Annotated in this window: 3 protein-coding genes; all 3 read right to left on the reverse strand. The window is 42.4% G+C overall.

Translation table 11 applies throughout. From position 1 onward, the window contains the following. Positions 1-38: 38 nt before the first annotated feature. Positions 39-422, reverse strand: a complete 384-nt coding sequence (locus tag KW93_RS10905) for a hypothetical protein (protein WP_152602449.1) — start codon at positions 420-422, stop codon at positions 39-41. Positions 423-697: 275 nt separating this feature from the next. Further along, positions 698-3148 (reverse strand): FtsX-like permease family protein, encoded by a 2451-nt coding sequence (locus KW93_RS10910; protein ID WP_033543048.1) that lies wholly within the window; start codon positions 3146-3148, stop codon positions 698-700. After that, on the reverse strand, positions 3145-3909 hold the full coding sequence (locus KW93_RS10915; RefSeq protein WP_033543049.1) for an ABC transporter ATP-binding protein: 765 nt from the start codon (positions 3907-3909) through the stop codon (positions 3145-3147). Before KW93_RS10915 ends, KW93_RS10910 begins: the two co-directional genes overlap by 4 nt. Between the last annotated feature and the right edge of the window lie 293 nt (positions 3910-4202).

The following is a 4202-nucleotide window of genomic DNA, read 5'->3' on the forward strand; positions in this document are numbered from 1 at the left end:
ATAATTCCTGATATGTAAACCAAAGACGGTTTAGGAATTTAGTTAGACGAGATAGCAAAAGGTTCTCCCATAATTTTAGTTGCTTCATACTTAACCATGTCATCGTAATTTTTTATATCAAAGTACCCGTTATAATAATTCCAGACATCAGAATGATTCGACAACTTTCTAATATTTTCTAATACTTGATCAAATAAAAATTCAGCTTCTTTCTCTGTTAGGTGCCCCTCAACCATAATCCTAAATTTAACATCACTTTCCCCGTCAAAAGAAGTCGCAGTAGTTTCTACACCATCTAATTCTTCAATTGCTTCGCTTGTTTGAATCAAGACGTCGGTGATATCAATATTAGGCTGTTGATTACAACCAGTAATTATCAATATTAGAACTAGCATCGCACCTATAAAAGGTAGTGGTCTCATTCTCATTCTCCTTCTCCTTTAATCACAATGTCATTTATAACAAGCTCATTTCTTTGATGAAAGATATCTTCCAAAGTTTATTCTAGTTGCATTTGTACCATAACCTATGTACTTTTCTTTAAATATACTTAGAGGCTCATTAAATAGCTAGTTAATTTTGGAATTAATAGCGTTCGCAAAAGTACACTTAAACGAACAAAAGGAAGGAAAGAAGCTTAGTCCATCACTTCTTTCCTTCCGATAATCCCTCATTAGCTTCTTCTTCAGTTAGTTTCTTATTTATTGTCCTGCATGAGTTCTGTAGAAATCGTCATCTTGCCGATTTTATTGGCAAACGGGATGAATACAAGCAGTGAGGCGGTTATTATCACCCCCAGCAATGCGGCAACGAGCTGGAAATCGAACCGTAATGGGGTCCCGTCCACTAAGCTAAGCACATATGTCAAGGCAAATCCTGCAACACTGCCGAACACCACACCGATGACGAGATAGACCGCCACCTGGGTTAGTACAGCCTGGATAATCCCTTTCGGACTCAGGGAAATTGCCCGCAGAACCGCATATTCTTTTCTTCGTGAGTGGATATTATTAATCAAAGTATTTACAACGCCCAGCATGACACTGAAGAGAATGACTGCAAGCACGACAAGAAAGATGGACGAGCGCTGGAACGACATCTGCTGTGACTGCTCCAAAGACTGTTCGAAACTGGACACCGTCAACATTGGAAAGAGATTTTGAATCTCGCCGGCTGCATAGAGAACATCTTCGTCCACCGGCTGGACAAACGCAACGCTAAGCTCCGGGTCCTCCATTGTGGCGTTCCAATCAATTAAGACGTCTGCCCAGTGAGGCAACTCCTTAGCGATGGCCGAAATGGTAAAGGCCGATTCGGTGCTTTCGTAAAACTGCTCGATACGCACTTCCGCACCAACTGTAAGACCATATAACTCAGCTGCTTCTTCTGAAATGACCGCCTGAAAACCATTTGTGGTATGAAGAGCCGGTATCAATTGTTGTTCTTGCATTGCTTCCAGATCCGCATATGCATAATCTACTGATACTGTCTGATCGTTGAAGTACATCGTATGACCATGCAAGCCACTGAGTGTACTGATGCTTTCAATTGCTGGCAGCCGATTGACTGCTTGCTGCAGTTCCTCTTGACTGACTGCCTGTTCACCACCAACTGAACTCGTGATGAGAATCTCCGTAAGGAACTGTCTTTTCACATACTCTTCATCACTTTGACTGATGGTCTGAATAAAAGTAGAACCGAAAACAGCAATCACCATCATCGCACTGATAATCAGAACGACCAGAATGTTCTTTCGGATTTGAGGAATCAAGTTTTTCACCGTGATGAAAGATATGTTGCCGAATACGGATTTGATGGCTGGCAACAAGCCCGTCAAAAACGGTGTGATGAATATCGGCAGCAGTAAGAACATACTCAAGACCAGGAATACTGCACCTAACAGGAGTAAAAGGACGAGATGAGCGAAGAAGAAACCGAACGTAATGAAAGCGATACTTACTGTCATCAAACCCAGTCCAAAGAGCGTTCGCACCCTCTGATAAGGGAGATGGATCGTTTCATTTTCCTGCATGATGGTCAGCGGCAAAACTTTGCTGCTGCGATATGCCGGTATAAGCATGAAAACCTGGATAATCGCAAAACTGATGCCGATTATCAGAAATGCCAGACCGAAGTTGAACGCATTTCTGGTGATTGAAATGTTTAAAAGCGGTCCAAGCCAACTCTGAATAAATTGATGACTGCCAAGCACCAGAAAGAACGACGTCACTGCCCCCAGAATGTTGATCAGTCCGGACTGCAGGAACACGACTGTAAATATCTGTTTCGTGGACGCTCCCAAAGCGCGCATGATAGCCAGTTGATTTTTGTATTTATACAGGAACACTTCAAAATTGGAAATGATGAACAAGGATGTGAGAACGAGTACGAGAACCGCTAGGACGATGATGAATTGATTGAGCAGATCCAGATTCGCTCTGACAAATTCATCCTCGGTCGCAATATCAACGCGGAGTTCCGAATCCACTGATTTCAACCCCTGGGCCAGTTCCAGTATGCGATCATCTTCTTTTGCTTTCATGAGGATATAGGTCGCTTCCTGGTAGATGTCGGTTTTTTCGTATTCCAGCAACTGAACGCGGCTTTTCGCCAGGATAAGGGTATCTGTCACTGGTCCGGCGGCTTCCAGATCCGCCGTAACTTCCTTGACTGTATATTCACGGTTCTCCAGCATCAGTTTGTCGCCTGCTTGAACCTGCAACGCTTCTGCCAGCCGCCTGTTCAAAATCACATCATCCTGCGCGAGGTCTTCTGAGAAATGATACCGGCTTTTTGCCAAAGCATCGTTTTCTGCTCCGATTGTGTAGATGGTATTTTCCAATTGCTCTATATACAGCCGCGAGAGCAGGACAGATGAAGACTCCTCCACTGCATCAAAAGCAGTTAATTGGTTCGCAAGAGCTGGGTCGATTATTTTTCCCTGTTCGGGGTTATACCCGACAGCCAGGTCCATTGTGCCGAACATCTGCTGTACTTCATCCATGAGTGATTGCTTCGCGTTGGAAACGAACAAGGCCATCGTTAGAATAAGTGAAATCGAAATCGCTACCCCGAGTATGGAAGAAACCGCGATGAACTTATTTTCCCGGAAAAATCGAAAGGCTAATCCTTGCAGCGACTTGATCATGACACCCTCTCCATAATCCGCTTGAACTTCTGCAAAATGATGTCCATATCCTCTTCCGTATGACTGCAGGCATATTCATCTACAATCGAACCGTCATGGAAGAAAAGCACCCGATCTGCGTAAGTGGCGACATACGCATCATGAGTCACCATGACAATACTTTGATTAAACTCTTCTTTCATACGGACTAAAATGGATAGAATATCCGCAGACGTATTGAAATCCAGATTTCCCGTCAATTCATCGGCGAGAACGATTGGCGGCGATGTGATCAATGCCCGCCCAATTGCGACGCGCTGCTGTTGCCCTCCGGAAAGTTCAACCGGACGATGGGTTTTCCACTTTGCCAGACCCATCAATTCCAACATACGCGCCACGTCTGTATTGATTTTGTTGCTGTCTAACCCCTTCAAAATGAGAGGCAAGGCAATATTCTCTTCTACTGATAAGTCTTTTAAAAGATTAAAAGACTGGAATATAAATCCGATGTTATTTCTTCGATATGTAGTAGCAGCAGGCTCTTTGAACATGTTCTTTTCATAATAACCATTTAGACTTACCTCTCCTGTGGTTGGACTGTCCATCGCCCCAAGAATGTTCAACAAGGTACTTTTACCGGATCCACTTGTCCCCATGATGGCAAGCAGCTCCCCCTGAAATAAATCAAAGTTAACATCAATTAAAGCATCCACTCGATTACCTGTGCTTTCGTATGTTTTTCTTAAATCTTTTACAGATAATACAGGTTTATTCGTCTCCATATAGAATCACCTCGGCTTCAATTTTCTTCATGTACGTTTGGAATATTTTTACTTCTCGTTCTCCTATTCTATAGATTCAGTCTAAAACCTTTAATAATTCAAAGGTTTCACCGAAATGCCACAATTAGACAAGTTCTCTTCGAATAAACCATAATTTTTGTTTTTTATAATAAAATTTCAACAATAAAAAGAAGGGAAGAAATCTATACAGAATCGGTTGCGCAGCGCCAATTTCATATAAGATCCTTCTCTTCCTATAATTTCTGATATGTAAACTTCTATTAATTTATATT

Source organism: Planococcus sp. CAU13, from assembly GCF_000775575.1.
GTDB lineage: Bacteria > Bacillota > Bacilli > Bacillales_A > Planococcaceae > Planococcus.